The sequence below is a fragment of the Microbulbifer maximicatervae (SeqCode) genome, from assembly GCF_052467385.1.
In genome coordinates this window covers 963,816-981,126 of sequence record NZ_CP174311.1, presented here as the reverse complement: position 1 = coordinate 981,126, position 17,311 = coordinate 963,816, and the positions used below count along the sequence as shown (strand labels likewise).

Here is a 17,311-nt window from a genome sequence, read left to right as displayed (position 1 = left end):
TTAAAACTTCGATAACACAAAACCGAGCCAAAGTTATCGTCGATTAATTTTTGATAAACCAATAAAAATAGTACCCGTGTATTAAAAAAATATCCCGTAATACAAATCCTATGAACAATTATTATTCATTTGTTTACCGTAATTGGATAATTTCTCTACAGCGAGTATCAATATTCCGTAATTGATAAAAGTAACTAATTGAATAGCTTTTGGCAGGCTGCGAAATTGGATCTTTAAAATTGTGACATTCATCACAAGGATATCCCAGTTACAAGCAGGGTGAACGGGGGAAGTCAGCAGACTGGATTGCCTGGAACTGCAATTAAAGCGCGGTATGGGTTGAGGTAGGCCCAGTAACCTCATGATCAGGTGCCTGGGCCTTTTTAGAAAGTCTATTCGATCTCTTTGATCCGCATGGAGTTGGTATGCCCACCCATATTGAGGCGCTCCCCCTGGGTAATCAGTACCCGCTGCCCTTTCTGCAAATCGATTCTAGAGCTTAATACCTCGATAACCGCTTCGGTTAAATGTCCCAGGGGAACTGAAGCCGGATCAAAGCTCACTGTCTCTACTCCCCGTAACAGCATCAGCTGGCGCGCGATCTTAGGATGCCGGGTTAGTGCATAGATCGGCAAGCGAGTATTTGCACGGGACATCATTCTCGGTGTGCGGCCTGACTCGGTCAGTGCGGCTACAGCACAGAGATTCTCCACTCGCGTTGCAACATCAATCGCCGCTTGGGCAATCACAGTATCGATTAAAGCTGAAGAACCGTGGTCCTCTGCAGTATAGGGAACACTGCCCAAATACTGTTCAGCGCCGATAATCACTTCACTCATAGATTCCACAGCGGCAACCGGGTAATCGCCCGCTGCTGTTTCCGCCGACAGCATAACTGCATCGGTACCGTCCAGCACCGCATTGGCAACATCCATCACCTCGGCACGGGTGGGAGTCGGGCTGGTAATCATCGACTCCATCATTTGTGTCGCAGTGATTACGGCGCGATTGAGAGCATTTGCGCGGTTGATCAGTTTTTTTTGTACCCCGACCAGAGCTGGATCACCGATCTCTACCCCCAGGTCACCTCGAGCTACCATAATCGCATCGGAAGCCAGGATTAGGCTGTCCATTTGCTCATCATCGGCAACAGCTTCGGCCCTTTCAACTTTGGCAACGATCGCCGCTTGGCTGCCAGCCTCTGCCATGGCTTTGCGAGCCGTATCCAGGTCTTCCGCACAGCGCGGAAAACTGACCGCGAGGAAATCCACTTCGAGATCTGCTGCCAGCTTGATATCCCGGTAGTCTTTTTCTGTCAGTGCCGGTGCAGACAGGCCCCCGCCCAACAAGTTGATACCCTTGTTATTCGACAGCTTACCGCCTTGTAAAACTCGGCAATAGAGCTTGCTTGGCGTAGTGCCGGTTACTTCAAGGCGAATCTTGCCATCATCCAACAGCAGGATATTGCCGGACTGGCAGTCGCTGATCAGGCTTGGATAATCCACTCCAACGCGGTGTTCATCTCCCCCTTCAACCGGGCAATCCAGGTCGAGGGTAAATTCGTCATTGTTTTCCAGTTGTACACTGCCCTTGGCAAAACGGGCAATGCGGATTTTAGGGCCCTGCAAGTCCCCCAAAACCGCAACAATTTTTCCCTGCGCTTCGGCGGCGTTGCGCACTTCTGTAACACGGCGTCGGTGATCCTCTGCCGATCCGTGAGAAAAGTTCAGACGTACAACGTTCACCCCAGCGCGAATCATTTCATCGATTACGCGAGGCTTGTCCGTACCCGGGCCTAAGGTTGCTACGATTTTTGTATGGCGAATCATAAGATCCCGTCATCTAATAATTTGAGAAGGAGGTTCAGAGGGCTATCAAACAGGAATTCTATGTCCATTTAATGGCCCTCAGTAATTGAATTACCAAAATATGGTAAATGAGGGGAATCAGGCGGATTCAGCAACAGGCTGGTTCAACTGAAGCGTTTCAGCCATCGCCAAACTGGTATCCAACATGCGGTGGGAGAAGCCCCACTCGTTGTCATACCAAGCCATGACCTTCACCAAGTTACCATTCACACGGGTGTGATTCGCATCAAAGTGACTGGAGGCACTGGTGTGATTGAAGTCCACAGATACCAAGGGCTGATCGCAGTAAGTCAGTACACCGCCACTGGCCTGAGCAGCTTCCTGCATAATGCGGTTAACTTCTTCGGCGGTGGTGTCACGGCCGGCAATAAACTGGCAGTCCACCAGAGACACATTGCTTACCGGTACACGGACGGCCATACCATCGAGGCGACCTTTTAACTCAGGCAATACCAAACCTACCGCTGCAGCCGCACCTGTTTTGGTAGGGATCATATTATCCGCCGCCGCACGGGCACGATAAATATCTGCGTGTACTGCATCTTGGGTATTCTGGTCATTGGTATAGGCATGCACGGTGGTCATAAAGCCGCGCTCAATACCCAATTCACGATGCAGTGCTTGAGCTACAGGTGCCAGACAATTGGTAGTGCAGGATGCATTGGATACCACACGGTGATCCGCAGTGAGATTGCTGTCGTTTACACCGTAAACAACTGTGAGATCCGCATCTTTTGAGGGTGCAGAAATCAGCACTGCAGCGGCACCGGCTTCAATATGGGCAGAAGAGGAAGCGCGATCGGTAAAGCGGCCAGTACACTCCAGGACTAAATCCACACCCAATTGCTTCCAAGGCAATTTAGAAGGATCGCGCTCCTGGCAAACCTGAACTCGATCACCACCAATAACCAGAGCATCACCATCGACTTTGACGTCTGTACCAAAGCGACCGTGAATAGTATCGAAGCGAGTCAGGTGAGCATTAGAAGCTACCGGAGCGAGATCATTAATCGCAACCAATTGAACACGATCGCTGTAGCCTGATTCATAGATAGCTCGGGTGACATTTCTACCGATACGACCGTAACCATTAATGGCAATTTTAATTTTCATCTCGCTTTACCCTCTTTATATGCTTCTGGTTTTTCAAGTGGCACCCGCTTGCGAGAGCACCATACCGAGTGTGTGTTATTTCAATTCCGCAGCTTGTTTTGCCAGACGAGTAATCTCTGCCCAGTTCTTTTCACGAACCAGAGTGCTGCTCGCCATCCAGGAACCACCGACACAAACCACATTGTTCAGAGCCAGAAAGTCCGGGGCATTTTGAGGCCCTATACCACCGGTGGGACAAAAGCGAACGTCCTGTAGCGGACCGCCAATGGATTTCAACATTGGCACTCCCCCTGCCGCCTGGGCTGGGAAAAATTTCTGGTAGCGATAACCACGCTCGTAGAGGCGCATCACTTCTGAAACACTGGCAGCACCAGGCAGCAGCGGTACTTCACTGCCTTCAGCAACATCCAGTAAGCGGTCGGTTGCGCCGGGGCTCACCATAAAGCTAGCGCCGGCTTCGATAGAGCGACGCAGATCATCACCATTGAGCACCGTGCCAGTTCCCACATGGGCTTCCGGCAGGTGTTTTGCAATTTGTTCAACAACTTCCAGAGCTGCCTCAGTGCGCAGGGTTACCTCAAGTACTTTCAGGCCACCTTCAATCAAAGCGCCGGCAAGAGGGAGGGCATCTTCAACTTTATCTACAACCAGTACTGGGACAACGCCAGCTACCTGCAAAATCTCGGCGATATTTTTCTGCATCAGATAATTCCAAATCTTTCGTTAAGGCGCCCAGTAAACAGTGACTGGTTTCAGCCCCTGCTTAAGAATACTGCGCACCGGCATTTCCAACTCATCACTGCCGAGCAACGCCTCGCGATAAACTTTTAGCTTCTCTTCGCCAGTGATCAATAACTTGATATTGCGCGCTTGCAAAATTGCACTCAGGGTCAAAGTCATACGCTCGGTATTGGAGCCGGTAACTTCACTTTGATTAGCAGTAATTGCCTTGCACAACTTTTGTGATTCAGGATTTAGTGCATCCTGCAAGCCCTGTGCATGGGGGAATAGTGATGCGGTGTGGCCGTCACTGCCCATACCCAGCAGACAAACATCAAACGGTTTCTGCAACTCGCTATATGCGCGCTCACAGGCCTCTTCACCTTCAGCGGCTGTTGCATGTGAGTTTTTCATACCCAGGAAATTGGCTTCAGCGCCAAAGTTCTGTAAGAGCGACGTTTCAATGAAAGCTGCGTTACTACCGCTTTCGGTTTTTTCTACCCAGCGCTCATCAACGAGAGCAGCTGTAATTTGTGACCACGGAAGCGGGCGTTTGGATAGCTCGCGATAAACTGGTTCCGGCGTACTGCCGCCAGATACCAGGAAACTTGCGTGATTTTTTTCTTTAATACCTTTTTGCAGTTCACAAGCACAATCGTGGGCTAGAGCCTGCACCAGGCGCTCGCGATCTTGGAAAAATTTTTCTTCAGCCATGGATTCTTCCATTTCTCTTAGTGGAAACCGGCGCGGTAAATTCAATAGCTGCGCCGGATTTCCAGATTATTACTGAGCGTTAAACCAATGACGATCACTGCGTGACAGCAGTTTTTCTGCCCCTTCTGGCCCCCAGCTACCTGCAGGATAGGGCTGCGGCTGATTAGCCGTTTCGCGCCAATGCTCAATAATTGGATCCACCCACGCCCAGGCAGCGGCAACTTCGTCACGGTGGATAAAAAGCGCGGGATTATTTGCTGCAGCATCCAACATCAGGCGCTTATAAGCGTCGCTGCGGAAACTGTCATAAGTATCAGAAAGGGTTAAATTCAATTCGGCCGGTTGCAACTCAGTGGTGAGACTGTCCATTTTTTTCGCCATCAAAACCAGCTTGATACTTTCTTCCGGCTGTAAGCGAATAACCAAGCGATTGGGAACAACCTTTCCGGCTGACTCATCGTATACATGATGAGAAACATTTTTGTACTGCACTACAATTTCGGCACAACGCTTCTCCATGCGCTTGCCGGTACGCAAGTAAAACGGCACCCCTGCCCAACGCCAACTATCGATATGTGCTCGAATGGCAACGAAGGTTTCGGTTGAACTGGTTCCACCGTCGAGTTCATCGAGGTAACCAGGAACATCATTGCCATTTATTTGACCAGCTATATACTGGCCACGCACAACGTTTTTATCGACCAAATTACCGGTAAGCGGGCGCAAAGCCTCAAGCACCTTAATTTTTTCTGCACGGATATTCTTCGCCGACATACTGTTGGGAGATTCCATGGCGATAAGGCACAGCAGTTGCAGCAGATGGTTTTGCACCATATCCCGCATAGCACCAGTTTCATCATAAAAACCCGCACGCCCTTCCAGGCCTACGGTTTCTGAAATACTGATCTGGATATGATCAATGGTTTTTGCATCCCAAAGATGCTCAAACAATACATTGCTAAAACGCAGTGCAAGAAGGTTTTGGACAGTTTCTTTACCCAGGTAGTGATCGATACGGAAGATACTATCTTCCGGGAAGTAACTGGCAATTTTACTGTTAATTTCATCAGAGGTTTGGGCGTTATAGCCCAGCGGTTTTTCTACCACGACCCTGGAATTTCCAGTGATAAGGCCTTTTACGGAGAGGTTTTCGCAGCAGGGGCCAAATACCGCGGGCGGTATTGCCAAATAGAAAATACGAACCCGCTCTGAGTCGGAACCGAGAATTTCTGCCAGGTGATCCCACTGGCTATCCGGTACGGCAATATCCAGTGCGATCGGACAAAGTAATTGGCTAAATTGGTCCCAGCTCGAAGCACTGTACTCACCCTCACGGAGATATTTTTGCAGTGCCTGGTGGGCTGTATCGATATATTGATCAACATCTGATTGGCGGCGACACACCGGAAGGATGCGACAGCCCTCAACCAAGCTGCCCTCTCTAAATGCTCGGTAAAGTGCCGGTAGTAACTTGCGCAGTGCAAGGTCTCCGCCTCCACCAAATAACACCATATCAAAAGGGTTAATCATAAATTTTGCTCTGAGATCGTTCTTTTCTCGGAGCCTGTTTGGCTCCGTAATAATCAATAAAGAATACTTGCACCGGTCTCTGCACCGCTGGCAAGCCCGCGCATATTAGCGAAAAGTTCACGGCCCGTACCACGGGCACTTTCAGACAGATCACACTGGGCCGGTTGGCGGGCATTAAATTCAGCTTCATCTACCAGCACGCGTAAAATACCGGCCTCTGAATCGAGCTCAATCATGTCGCCCTCTTGCACCTTGGCAATCGCACCGCCTTCTACGGCTTCCGGTGACATATGAATGGCAGCAGGGACTTTCCCGGAAGCGCCGGACATACGCCCATCAGTGACTAACGCCACTTTAAAGCCACGATCCTGCAGCACCCCCAACGTCGGTGTTAACTTGTGCAGTTCCGGCATACCGTTGGCACGAGGTCCCTGGAATCTCACTACAACGACAAAGTCACGCTCTAGCTCACCGGCTTTGAATCGCTTGAGCAGGTCGTCCTGGTTATCCAGAACAATGGCCGGAGCCTTCACTTTGAGGTGCTCAGATTTAACCGCAGAGACTTTGATTACACTGCGCCCAAGATTTCCTTCGAGCAACTGCAAACCACCATGCTGGGAGAAAGGGTCTGTGGCTGGACGAATGACCGTCGTATCACCGCTCTCTTCTGGAGTGGGTTTCCAAACCACACCACCGCCAGCATCACTGTTGAGGAAGGGGTCTTCACAGTAAGGTTCGAGACCGGAATTACCGAGTACTGTGTGCACATCATCGTGTAAAAGGCCAGCGGAGCGGAGTTCGCGAATCAGGAACTGCATACCGCCGGCTGCGGCAAAGTGGTTGATATCCGCAGTGCCGTTCGGGTACACATGACAAAGCAACGGCACCACTTCAGAGAGGTCGGCCATATCCTGCCAAGTCAACTGAATACCTGCTGCACGCGCCATCGCAATAAGGTGCAATGTGTGGTTTGTGGATCCGCCGGTAGCGAGCAGTCCCACCACTCCGTTGACGAATGCTTTTTCGGTGAGAATTTTAGCTACCGAAGTGTGCTGGCTAGGTTCAGTAATTTTTACCAATTGCGCCACGGCAGCTTCATTTAATGCCGAGCGCAAATCAGTACCGGGGTTTACGAAGGAACTGCCGGGCAATTGCAGCCCCATAATTTCTACCAACATCTGGTTACTGTTGGCAGTGCCGTAAAAGGTGCAGGTGCCGGCACTATGGTATGAAGCACTCTCGGCTTCCAATAGTTCAGACCGCCCTACTTTTCCTTCAGCATACAGCTGGCGAACCCGGACTTTTTCCGCATTGGACAGGCCTGTGGGCATTGGACCCGCAGGAACAAAAATTGAAGGCAAGTGGCCAAAAGAAAGAGCACCAATAACCAGGCCGGGGACAATTTTGTCGCAGATACCCAGGAATATGGCTCCTTCGAAAACATCATGCGAAAGCGCGATTGCTGTAGACATGGCAATCACATCCCGCGAAAACAGGCTGAGTTCCATCCCTGCACGCCCTTGAGTCACCCCATCGCACATTGCCGGAACGCCACCGGCAACCTGGGCCGTTGCGCCATTGCGCGCAGCTGCCTCTTTCAATTGAGCAGGGTAGGCACCATAAGGCTGATGAGCGGACAACATATCGTTGTAGGCGTTGACGATACCCAGGTTCGGCCCCCGCCCAGAGGCGATCAACTGCTTATCACCTTCCGGAGATGCAGCTATTGCGTGGGCTAAGTTTCCGCAAGACACATGTGCCGCTGCCCGCCCTTCAATATGCGCTTTCTCAACCTGCGCCAGATACTCTGCACGAGTTTCTTCGCTGCGCTTAATGATGCGTTCGGTAACGGTCTGAAGCTTGCTGTGAACCATGACTATTCCGTAATAACTCTGTTGAGGTGGTCTCTAGTTACAAAAACCACCAGGGTCACATTTCAGTGGCATCAGCCACCTGTGATTATCTTTCCGTGGAGCGCCTTTCGGCGGAATGGCTCCCACTGCAACCCTTTGGTTGTAGTGCCATCAATGTCCTATTGCCCAATCGTAAATCTGAAGCAGGAGGAACAAAGTTGCTTTTATCAGATCGCTGGAAACCCAATCATTCCAGCGGACAACCTTTCAGCCCACGGCAAGACTGCTTATGGAGACTCATGGGAAATCCTGTTATCGGGTAGAAATCTCACTTCCGAACCTCTTCCCGCTCTTAGAGCTGAATATTAGTGATCCAACAATGCCGGAACCTCCTCCCCACTGAGGTGGTAGAGACTTTGGACGCCCGGCTTGAGTAATTCACCCAATCTGTAGCCACTCAATCTTATTGATGCGCATTATGTAGTAAAACTACAAAAATTTTCAAGAGGCTTCAAATAGTGATTGAAGATGTTGACCAGAGGAGATAGGCATATAGGAAGTATTTGGCGTAAAAGCCATCATTTTCTTTAATAATGGGAAACTTAATGCCTTCATTCAGTCACAAAGTGAAAGATTGGCCTTACTTAAGTGTAGGATTTTTACAGACAAATGATAAGGTCTAGGAATCTCAAAGAATTGGGATAAAAAACTACAAATTACCCACAAATTAAGAAAGGAGGCGCACCCCATAAGCTAATTGCAGACTCATAACTGTTAAAATCCCACCTTCCAGCAATACTTACTTGTCGATGCCAGCAAGGCCAAGGCTCAGATAGAACTAGTTGATGCATGAAAGTCACAATTAACGATGTTGCCGAGCGCGCCGGCGTATCTATCAAAACAGTGTCCAGGGTGATCAATAATGAGCCCTCTGTACGCGCAGCCACTCGGCAAAAAGTGCTCGACGCAGTCAAAAGCCTGAACTACACACCCAGTCTGGCAGCGCGGAATCTGGCGGGGACACACTCCTATTCCATCGCATTTATTTATGACAACCCTAATGCCCACTACGTTATCGATATGCAAAACGGCATATTGGAGGCCTGCAGAGCAAAAGGGTATGAGCTACTTATCCATCCTTGCAATTCGAAATCTCCAGTTATCCACAGCGACCTGAATAAACTGGTCGAGCACGGCAAAGTAGCCGGATTGGTCCTGACCCCCCCTTTTTCAGAGTCACCTTCTTTTATCGATACGCTCCAATCCATGAATGTGGAATTTGTGCGAATTATTTCCTCCACCAATACAGAGAAAGCAAAGGGAAAGTCTATACAGATTGATGACCGCCAGGCCGCCTACAATATTACCCAGCACCTACTTTCACTCGGGCACAAACGTATCGCTTATTTAAGCGGAGGCGAGGAGCACCTTTCCACATTGGGGCGTCAAAATGGATACAGCCAGGCACTCGAAGATGCAGGAATAGCAGTAGACCGACATTTGATTGTTGAAGGGAAATATTCATTTGAATCGGGCGAGATCAATGCGAGAAAGATCCTCGACAGCGACAAACCTCCCTCAGCAATATTTGCCGCTAATGACGAAATCGCAGCGGGCGCTCTATTTGCCGCCCGTATGTTAAAGATTGATGTTCCCGGGCAAGTCTCTATCGCAGGATTTGAAGACAGCCCATTTTCTCGACAAACCTGGCCCAAACTTACAACCGCACACCAACCCAACCAGGAAATCGCCCGCTCGGCAGCAGAATTACTGCTTGAGAAAATTCAGTGTAAAAGTTCAAAAGAACTCAATGGTTCTGGGCAAGAGAGTGAAACATACCGTAGCTTCACCCCCGAGTTAATTATTCGACAATCCACTGGCCCCGCACCCAAATAACCCCTTCAGCTTAAGAGAGATCTGGAAAGTTAATTTCGTCGATAAATTTCACGCCCCAGGCTCCAGGTCCTATTCACTTGCAGATCCTCACCTAATAAAACCATATCCGCTCGGGCCCCTTCAGTGATTACACCTGCTCCCAGACCAAGGAACTGCGCCGGATACAAACTTGCCATGCGCAGTGCTTCCGGCAATTCAATCCCACACCAGTCGCGGATATTTTTAACCGCGCCGATCATATCCAAGTGAGAACCCGCTAACTCTCCGGTACTGGAGGTCAGTTTATCCCCTTCTCGTGTAACCACTCGATCAAATAGGGGAAAACTGGTGGCATCACTGCCCACTAGCGACATTGCATCGGTTACCAGTAACAACTTACCGCGAGGTTTTGCTTTCAAAGCTAACGCCATAGCGCCGGTACTGACATGGTGGCCATCGGCAATTAATCCACACCAGGCATCATCCCGGATCAGAGCTGTCCCCACCATACCCGGCTCACGCGAATGGAGCGGGGACATTGCATTGTATAAGTGGGTAAATCCTGTCGCTCCAGCATCCAACGCAGCTTCAACAATTTCAGCACTCGCATTCGAATGGCCGAGACAAACATGAACCCCCAGGGAAACCAACTTTCGGATATCGGATACCGATACACACTCTGGCGCCAGAGTGACCAAGCGGATTCCCAGGTCTTCCCGGGCGTAGAGGGAAAGCTCCTCATGACTCAAAGAGCGGATAAACCCTCCTTCATGGGTACCCTTTTTGGCCTCACTTAAATGCGGCCCCTCAAAATGTACTCCAATCACACCCGGAACACCGCTGGACAAGGCCCCACTTACCGCATCGGCTGCCCGCTGCATCACTGCAAAGCTATCCGTAATCAAGGTGGGTAGGAAAGCACTGGTACCAAACTGACTATGGGCTTCGCTTATTTTCTGAAGCGCATTAACTGAGGGCTCCTGATTAAACAGTACACCACCACCACCATTGACCTGGATATCAATAAAGCCCGGCACCAACAAACCCGGTAAGCGCTCAGCATCGGAACTCACTCCCCCACCCACTGCGGAAATCAGTCCGCTATCTCCAATGGTGATAGCAACATCTGCAAGTATGCGCTCGCCATCAAATAGCTTTTCAGCAATCAGGATAACCCCCACTTCCCCCTCCCAAATATTATTTTCTGTTTTATTCAGACTGTCTGAGTAACTTTCTTTAAACCCGCCGGCTCATCGGGATTAATCCCCCGACTTACCGCCACGTGGGCCACATCGATATAAAAACGCTGCAACAGCGCCAGTGGAGCCACCCTCGGGTGAACCCCCTTACTCGGCACATGCAAATTAATCAGAGCCGCCCCACGCCGTCGAATTTCATCGATCTGCTGGCTGTGTGTGGGGAATGACTCATCCTCGATTGGAACATTCACCACTGTCAATTTCCCTTCCACCAGCGTAACGGGGCCATGCAAGAATTCCGCACTGGAATAGGACTCCGCATGGATATTGCAGACTTCTTTTAACTTCAGCGCCAGTTCCCGGGTAATCCCATAACCGGGACCCCGCCCCAAAACTACCAGATTTTGTACCGAGGCCAGGTTTTCCGGACGCAATTGAATTTCAGCCCGCACCGCAGTTCTCAAAGTTTCCGGCAACTTTTCCAGAGCACTACAAAGAGCGGGATCCTGCGTCCAGTTGGCGACCATCTGCAGTATCGCAGATAGGGTCGCCAGGTAACTTTTAGTAGCTGCAACCGCTTTTTCCGGGCCAGCCTTTAAGGGAATTACCAAGTCAACCACATCTTTAATCGGCGCATCTTCATCGTTAAGTAAAGCGACGGTATAAGCCCCCTGCTCTCTCGCCATGCGGGCCTGGGTCAGAATATCTGGGCTTCTCCCAGACTGGGAAATGACGATAACCAGGGCCTCATCGAGCTTTAATTTGCGACCATAAACACTGGAGACCGACGGTGCGGCAGCAAAAGTAGGGGTACCAGTTTCAATCTCTATCAGATACTTGGCAAAGACGCCCGCATGATCAGAAGACCCCCTCCCCACAATCATCACGAAACGAGGAGGCTTCTGGCGCAGCCGCTCTCCCAGATGAGACATTATATTGGCATTGGAATGCAGCTGTTCAGCAATCCTATCCGGCGCCTCACGAGCCTCAGCCTCCATGACCGTGGTAACCATAATACTTCCTACCTGACTCACTCAAAATATGAACCCAGTTCTCACATTAATACCGAGCTCCATCAATCAGTCTATGCCCAGCAATACTTCACCTCGGTTAATTGACGCCATTAATCGTCCTGCTTTGTTTTCAAACGTCCACTAGCTCGCCAACCCGAAACCCCATTACTGTCACAACAAAACTGGAATTGGGTATACCTTTTTAATCTATGCTTAAGGCACCCCTATCAGTCGCTGCCGACCATATCTACAGGAAGGATCAATGCCCCAAACCCCGGGCAGTTGCACCACACAAAAATGGCGTTTAATCATTCTCCTTGTAGTTGCGAGCTTACTTAGCAGCTGCTCCAGCATTCAATTCGCCTATAACAACATTGACTATTGGATTCGCTGGAAGCTTCGTGACTATGTCGACTTAAATTCCCAGCAAGAGCTGGAGTTTCAAGGGGCTCTAAACAGCTTCTTTCACTGGCACCGCCAAACACAGCTACCAAAATATGCCGATTTCCTGAGCCAACTGGCAGATAAAGTAGATCAAGGCCAACTTGAGAATCCTCAGCTGGCCCCAGTTGAAAAAGAGGTGTACCACTTCATCGAAAGCGCCAGTAACAACGCCTTCAACTTAATGCTTCCCATTGTGGCGCAGTTAACGCCACAACAGATTGATCGCCTGCAACACAACTTGGCCAAAAAGCAGCAGAAAACACTGGAAAAATGGCAGCGCTCGCCGTGGAAAATACAACGACACCGCGATCGGCAAATTCGCCGGGAGAGCAGGCGATGGCTGGGAAGTTTAACCGAGCAACAAAAGCAGCTGATCGCAGCCTGGGTAAAGCAGGTAGAGTACAACCCTGTTTTACGTAACGAACAACATATGATTTGGCAGCAACATGCCATTGAGCTTCTCCGACAGAAGCCTGATGGATACCAACAACAGTTGCGCGGTCTGCTGGAAAACCCAGACCAACTTTGGTCTGACGAATATCGCAAGGCGCAAGAGCAGCGCAAAACCCAAGCTCGCGAACTGGGAGAACAAATTCTATCCAGTACCAGCCCCACACAACGCCGTCATCTAAGCAAAACTCTGCGCGACTATGCCCAGGACTTCCGCTCTCTAGCCAGCCAATAATCAGACACCCAGATCCCAACACCACCGCCGAACTAATGAACGACATGACACCTCAAAAATCTAGCGTATCCAGGATAAATTCCACCCAATAGATTCAAGAGAAACTAATAATCATGTGTGATTTCCTGCTGACGAAAGCGACCTAAGGCTGATAAGCTCGCCAACTCACATTACCAGCCAGGGGAATTCAAGTGCATATCGAATCCGCCACACAGGAACAATTGATCGAGTGGGAAAAAGAATTAAGCGCTCACTACAACAAGATCTGTCAACACGAGTTAAGCCTGGATATCACACGTGGAAAGCCCTCGGCGGAGCAATTAAAACTTTCCGATAAACTTGATGGAATTCTCTCCGGTGACTATCGAGCGGCAGACGGTACCGACACTCGCAACTACGGTGGCTTAATCGGCCTGACCTGCTCAAGGGAGCTGGGAGCCGAAATGCTTCAAGTGCCGGTCAACGAAGTGATTGCCGGAGGCAACAGCTCTCTCACACTGATGTATCACGCCCTAGTCACCGGTTACCTGTTCGGCTTTGCGGGCACTACCCCCTGGCGCGAATTAAAAGCTCCCAAATTTCTCTGTCCTGTTCCCGGCTATGACCGCCATTTTACGATCTGTGAGCAGCTGGGTATCGAGATGATTAACGTGCCCATGGGAGAGCAGGGGCCCGACATGGAGCTTGTGGAAAAGCTCGTGCGCGAAGATGCAGAGATTGTTGGTATCTGGTGTGTGCCCAAGTTTTCAAATCCAACAGGAGCCACTTACAGCAAGGAAACTGTAGAAAGATTGGCACAGTTGGGACAATTTGCCGGCGCTAGCTTCCGGATATTTTGGGACAATGCCTATTCGGTGCACGACATTGGCAACTATGTAAATCTGCCAAATATTCGCACAGCAACCCTGGAAAATGATACTGCAGACTCCGTAATACAGTTTGCCTCAACTTCAAAAGTCACCCACGCTGGCGCAGGCGTTGCGTTTGTGAGCGCCAGCCAGGCAAATCTCGATTCCCTCAAAGGCCAAATGCAGGCAATGACCATTGGTCCTGACAAAGTCAACCAATTGCGTCACTCGAGATTTTTTACCGAACACACCAGTCTGACAGAACACATGCATAAACATGCAGATATTCTTCGCCCGAAGTTCGAGTGTGTTCTGGAGCATTTACATAATGCCCTCACCGATGCAGATATGGGTACTTGGGAAAAACCTGAAGGGGGTTATTTTGTTTCCTTTAATACCCTTCCCGGTTGCGCAAAAGCAGTGGTTAAAATGGCTGCAGATGCAGGAGTAAAATTAACACCTGCCGGCGCTACCTTCCCTTATGGTAAGGACCCTGAGGACAGCAATATTCGTATTGCACCCAGTTTCCCACCGCTGGAAGAACTGGATACCGCAATGTCTGTTTTCGTCCTCTGTGTCAAACTGGTGAGTCTACGTAAAAAGCTTGGCAAAATTTAACCATCCAAAAATTCCAGGTGAGATTTCCTGAATCATCAAAAAAGGCAGCTTTACGCTGCCTTTTTCATAAAGAGTCGCTTCTAAGTCAGCTGGATAAATAACGTTTAGCAAACTTCTCGTCCACTTTTGATAAATCAACAACGACCAGCCCATCCACAGCATCGCAAAAATCCGGGTCAATATTAAAGGCGTGGAAACTGGTCCCTCCCGTTTTAGTAACAGAGGCATACTTTTTAAATAGGGGAGGTAGCATAACGCCCTCCTCACGCAAAATATGCTTCAATTGACGCATATCTGACACCGAATCCCCAAGTAATTCAGGCAGTTCAGATTGTGCTTCCGGAAATGGCAGTCGAGCATCCCCCAAGGAGTTTTCAGGAGCAAAATAATGGGAAAAATAGCGCACAATAACGGACTTCGCTCTCACGGAAAATGTACCGGGCATAGACACTGGGCCAAATAGGTAGCGTACCTTATTGCGCAATACCCACTGTCCAATAGCACACCAGAGCAGGTCCAACCCGCGCCCTCTCCAATATTCTGGCAGTAGGAAGCTACGCCCTAGCTCAGCAGAATCTGGCAGGCACTGCCGAGGAGGCTGCGGGTAATTAAATAGCGTACTGCTGTATATCTGATCATCCGAGAGCGCCTCGGTCGCTGCTATGCGGTAAGCTCCTGCAATCTGTCGATTTTCTGCATCCCACAACAATAGATGGTCGTAATGAGCATCAAACGCATCCCAATCCCGACTCTGGCCGGTCCCCTCCCCCACTGAGCGAAAGGCAATCTCCCTCACTCTGGCCAATTCCCGCATGACGGGGCAATCTGCTTTCTGCCGATATAAACGCACAGAAAAATTACCCAGTTCAGAGAGTGATACACAGGACTCAACCACTCGCGCTACATCGACTTTTGGCTCAGCTTCAACAATTAATTCCGGCCCCAGAGGGGCGGGCGAACGATGTAATTGGTAGACATGTTTACGCCACAGGGCAGCCTTGGCGCGGGGTGTTAGCGGCCAGCTACGAAAGTGTTCCGCTTCCAGGGGGCGTCCTATACGAATATCGATACTGCGGCTGGCCTGTTTAAACATCTCCCTAATCAACCATAAAGTCGAGAGAGGCTTGTTCAACATTGAGAGGCCATAGAACCACCAGGAATTCCTCCCTAAAACCTGCACCGGCAATATCGGCGCATTGGTTTTTTCCGCAAAACGAGCAAAGCCTGAATTCCAGCGTCCATCCCGAACCCCATGGGGGGTGAGCCTGGATACTTCGCCCGCCGGGAAAATGATAATCGCTCCCCCGTCACCTAAATGGCTATAGATACCTTCAATATCGGCTCGACGGGTACGCCCATTAAAGTTATCTACGGGCAATAAACAGGGGCGCAGGGATTTTATGTTCCATAATAATTGGCTTGCGACAGCTCGAACATCTTTCCGTACCCGCGCCACCATATCGATCAGAGCGAGACCATCCAGGCTTCCTAAGGGGTGATTAGACACAATCACCAGCGGCCCACTAGTGGGAACCCGAGCCAACTCTGATGGATTTAATTCGTAGCGAAAATTCAAGTCATCGAATACCTGGCGAATAAAATCCAGGCCGCCAAGGTGGGGGTAACTGCTGGTAAATTCCTGTAGCTGCTCCTCACAACAGATTTTCTTTACTGTGGCAGAAACCAATTTTCGCGTGGTTTTTTGTGGTGCCGCGCTGTACCAGGCGTTTTTCTGCAAAAGAGTCTCAAGATGAATCATGCCGCAACCACCTCTGTCATTATGCTGGCAATTTTTGGAGTCCGATACCAATGTAAAAGATCTAAATTGCCATCTTGTTGTTCTACAACCGCACTCATAGAGTCGACCCAATCACCACAATTCGCATAGGTCACAGCATCCCCACACACTGTTTTATTTCTAAGGGCAGGCCTATGGATATGGCCACAAATAACACCATCAAATCCCCGCGATATCGCTTCACGGGTGGCGACATCCTCAAAATCACTCATCATTTGTCGAGCTGCACCCACACGATTTTTTATCTGGCTGGCCAGCGACCACCAAGGCTTATTAAATCGATTGCGCCAATAATTGATCCAGCGATTAAAGCGCAACATCAGGTAATAACTGCGATCGCCGATATGGTAACTGATTGGATTTATTTTAATTCGGTGTTCAAACTGATCGCCGTGGGTCACCCAAAAGCGGCGCCCATTGGAAGCGGTGTGGATATAGTCTTTTTCAATTCGGATATTGCCGAGCCGCTTTCCGGCCCAGCTGCGCATTGGAGCGTCGTGGTTTCCAGGAATATAAATGACTTCAGGCGTCAGGCTACTTAATTCGGAAAGCATTTCCAGTAGCAGCGAAGAGGCCTGGCACCATGTACCTCGTCCTTGAGCGAGTGCCTGCATATCAAAAATATCCCCAACCAGATAGACCGTATCGGCGCGATTCTGAGCCAGAAAATCTGCAAGTCGATGGGGCTCACTGTCTCTGCTGCCCAAATGGACATCGGAAATCCACAGTGCGCGATAGCGATTGCTCATAGCAAAGTTCCAGTCTGTACCAGTTATCAACCCATAAAAATCAGGGCAGATACGCGGCAAAAATGTAGGTCGTCGCTTGAGCTAACTTGAGAAAAATCGATAAATCCGTATTTGCTCTCTTGCTAGCAAATTGAGATCAACTAAATACAGAACGTCGTTGATCGTCAGCGCAACCACTTTGCAGCGATTTGATGACAGTCAGGAGGATTTTTATTGAAGCTTATATTGCAGAGGAAAAAAAGGTGCAGCGGATGATTTTGGCGCTAAAAACCGGGCATAGAGCC

13 protein-coding genes are annotated in these 17,311 nt (G+C 49.7%); 3 read left to right on the top strand and 10 right to left on the bottom strand.

The annotated features are described in order from the left end of the window. Window positions 1-392 precede the first annotated feature (392 nt). The 6 genes from pyk to edd all read right to left on the bottom strand — a co-directional run bounded on the left by pyk (window position 393) and on the right by edd (window position 7,819). Window positions 393-1,829, bottom strand: a complete 1,437-nt coding sequence (gene pyk / locus ACJJIR_RS04255; RefSeq protein ID WP_444907446.1) for a pyruvate kinase — start codon at window positions 1,827-1,829, stop codon at window positions 393-395. Between the two features lie 117 nt (window positions 1,830-1,946). After that, entirely contained in the window at window positions 1,947-2,981 is a 1,035-nt protein-coding gene (gene gap, locus ACJJIR_RS04250; RefSeq protein WP_444907445.1) for a type I glyceraldehyde-3-phosphate dehydrogenase, read from the bottom strand. A gap of 75 nt (window positions 2,982-3,056) precedes the next feature. Beyond that, on the bottom strand, window positions 3,057-3,683 hold the full coding sequence (gene eda, locus ACJJIR_RS04245) for a bifunctional 4-hydroxy-2-oxoglutarate aldolase/2-dehydro-3-deoxy-phosphogluconate aldolase (RefSeq protein WP_444907444.1): 627 nt from the start codon (window positions 3,681-3,683) through the stop codon (window positions 3,057-3,059). Between the two features lie 21 nt (window positions 3,684-3,704). Then, window positions 3,705-4,415 carry a 6-phosphogluconolactonase gene (gene pgl / locus ACJJIR_RS04240; protein ID WP_444907443.1) on the bottom strand — a complete coding sequence of 237 codons (711 nt, stop codon included), beginning with the start codon at window positions 4,413-4,415 and terminating at the stop codon, window positions 3,705-3,707. 69 nt (window positions 4,416-4,484) lie between these two features. Further along, the gene (gene zwf, locus ACJJIR_RS04235) at window positions 4,485-5,945 is read right to left on the bottom strand and encodes a glucose-6-phosphate dehydrogenase (RefSeq protein WP_444907442.1); all 1,461 of its coding nucleotides are present in this window, start codon (window positions 5,943-5,945) and stop codon (window positions 4,485-4,487) included. Between the two features lie 53 nt (window positions 5,946-5,998). Continuing rightward, window positions 5,999-7,819 (bottom strand): phosphogluconate dehydratase, encoded by a 1,821-nt coding sequence (edd, locus tag ACJJIR_RS04230; protein WP_444907441.1) that lies wholly within the window; start codon window positions 7,817-7,819, stop codon window positions 5,999-6,001. A gap of 828 nt (window positions 7,820-8,647) precedes the next feature. Here edd and ACJJIR_RS04225 point away from each other — a divergent pair. Continuing rightward, window positions 8,648-9,694, top strand: coding sequence for a LacI family DNA-binding transcriptional regulator (locus tag ACJJIR_RS04225; RefSeq protein WP_444907440.1), 1,047 nt, complete (start codon window positions 8,648-8,650; stop codon window positions 9,692-9,694). Between the two features lie 29 nt (window positions 9,695-9,723). Here the strand turns inward: ACJJIR_RS04225 and nagA are convergent, their stop codons facing one another. Together nagA and nagB-II are read right to left on the bottom strand one after the other, a co-directional pair. After that, window positions 9,724-10,854: an N-acetylglucosamine-6-phosphate deacetylase gene (gene nagA / locus ACJJIR_RS04220; protein WP_444907439.1), complete on the bottom strand. Its 1,131-nt coding sequence runs from the start codon at window positions 10,852-10,854 to the stop codon at window positions 9,724-9,726. A gap of 32 nt (window positions 10,855-10,886) precedes the next feature. Next, window positions 10,887-11,885 carry a glucosamine-6-phosphate deaminase NagB-II gene (gene nagB-II / locus ACJJIR_RS04215; protein ID WP_444907438.1) on the bottom strand — a complete coding sequence of 333 codons (999 nt, stop codon included), beginning with the start codon at window positions 11,883-11,885 and terminating at the stop codon, window positions 10,887-10,889. 262 nt (window positions 11,886-12,147) lie between these two features. Between nagB-II and ACJJIR_RS04210 the strand changes: the two genes are divergently transcribed. Both ACJJIR_RS04210 and ACJJIR_RS04205 read left to right on the top strand, forming a co-directional pair. Further along, window positions 12,148-13,014, top strand: coding sequence for a DUF6279 family lipoprotein (locus tag ACJJIR_RS04210; RefSeq protein ID WP_413663101.1), 867 nt, complete (start codon window positions 12,148-12,150; stop codon window positions 13,012-13,014). A gap of 191 nt (window positions 13,015-13,205) precedes the next feature. Next, complete coding sequence (locus ACJJIR_RS04205) at window positions 13,206-14,480, top strand: aspartate aminotransferase type Ic (protein ID WP_444907437.1); 1,275 nt, start codon at window positions 13,206-13,208, stop codon at window positions 14,478-14,480. Window positions 14,481-14,565: 85 nt separating this feature from the next. Here ACJJIR_RS04205 and olsF read toward each other — a convergent pair whose 3' ends face one another. Then, window positions 14,566-16,239 (bottom strand): bifunctional ornithine lipid synthase OlsF, encoded by a 1,674-nt coding sequence (gene olsF / locus ACJJIR_RS04200; protein WP_444907436.1) that lies wholly within the window; start codon window positions 16,237-16,239, stop codon window positions 14,566-14,568. Continuing rightward, complete coding sequence (locus ACJJIR_RS04195; RefSeq protein ID WP_444896292.1) at window positions 16,236-17,027, bottom strand: UDP-2,3-diacylglucosamine diphosphatase; 792 nt, start codon at window positions 17,025-17,027, stop codon at window positions 16,236-16,238. The genes olsF and ACJJIR_RS04195 overlap by 4 nt, the downstream gene beginning before the upstream one ends. Window positions 17,028-17,311: the final 284 nt, after the last annotated feature.

Coding starts and splice junctions, on each gene's coding strand:
- ACJJIR_RS04195 (WP_444896292.1), bottom strand. CDS start 17,027: ATGAGCAATCGCTATCGCGCACTGTGGATTTCCGATGTCCATTTGGGC.
- gap (WP_444907445.1), bottom strand. CDS start 2,981: ATGAAAATTAAAATTGCCATTAATGGTTACGGTCGTATCGGTAGAAAT.
- nagB-II (WP_444907438.1), bottom strand. CDS start 11,885: ATGGTTACCACGGTCATGGAGGCTGAGGCTCGTGAGGCGCCGGATAGG.
- ACJJIR_RS04210 (WP_413663101.1), top strand. CDS start 12,148: ATGCCCCAAACCCCGGGCAGTTGCACCACACAAAAATGGCGTTTAATC.
- olsF (WP_444907436.1), bottom strand. CDS start 16,239: ATGATTCATCTTGAGACTCTTTTGCAGAAAAACGCCTGGTACAGCGCG.
- zwf (WP_444907442.1), bottom strand. CDS start 5,945: ATGATTAACCCTTTTGATATGGTGTTATTTGGTGGAGGCGGAGACCTT.
- edd (WP_444907441.1), bottom strand. CDS start 7,819: ATGGTTCACAGCAAGCTTCAGACCGTTACCGAACGCATCATTAAGCGC.
- pyk (WP_444907446.1), bottom strand. CDS start 1,829: ATGATTCGCCATACAAAAATCGTAGCAACCTTAGGCCCGGGTACGGAC.
- eda (WP_444907444.1), bottom strand. CDS start 3,683: ATGCAGAAAAATATCGCCGAGATTTTGCAGGTAGCTGGCGTTGTCCCA.
- pgl (WP_444907443.1), bottom strand. CDS start 4,415: ATGGCTGAAGAAAAATTTTTCCAAGATCGCGAGCGCCTGGTGCAGGCT.
- ACJJIR_RS04225 (WP_444907440.1), top strand. CDS start 8,648: ATGAAAGTCACAATTAACGATGTTGCCGAGCGCGCCGGCGTATCTATC.